Source organism: Streptomyces sp. ADMS, assembly GCF_033441795.1.
Taxonomy (GTDB): Bacteria; Actinomycetota; Actinomycetes; order Streptomycetales; family Streptomycetaceae; genus Streptomyces.
Genome location: NZ_JAVFVX010000408.1, coordinates 1 through 518, shown reverse-complemented (window position 1 = coordinate 518; position 518 = coordinate 1). Strand labels below are relative to the sequence as shown.

The 518-nt window shown below is 67.6% G+C and carries 1 protein-coding gene; it reads right to left on the bottom strand.

The genetic code is table 11. The annotated features are described in order from the left end of the window. Positions 1 to 518: transposase (locus RB628_RS41300; protein WP_318325759.1), on the bottom strand; the 518-nt coding region annotated here is incomplete at both ends.

The following is a 518-nucleotide window of genomic DNA, read 5'->3' as shown; positions in this document are numbered from 1 at the left end:
CAGGTCGGAGGTGGTGAACTTCCACTGGAACGGCTGTGCCGTGGCGTTGTAGCGGGCTTCGAATACCCGGAGCCGGTCGCCGACCTGGGCGAGGTCGGTGAAGTCGTTGGGCGAGACGACCTTGCGCTGCACGACGGAGAAGTAGACCTCCACCTGGTTCAACCATGAAGCGTGGACCGGGGTGTGGACCATCACCGCGTTCGGAAACGCGGCCGTAAGTCGGGCGGCAGCTTTCTGCCCGCGGTGGGAGGAGCCGTTGTCGACGATCCAGAACACCCGCTTCGCGCTGGCGTAGGGCTCGGTGCTCATGACCTGGGCGACCAGGTTCATGAACGGGTTGATGCCGGTGGTGGGTTCGGTGCGGCCGAATACCTTCGCGTGGTGGACGTCGTAGGCGGCGAGGTAGGCCAGGGCGCCGCCGCGTCCGTAGGTGTGGTTGACGCGCATGGCGCGGGCCTGGCCGGGGGCGAGGGTGGGGTGGCAGCGGCAGCGGGCCTGGATGGAGGTCTTCTCGTCCG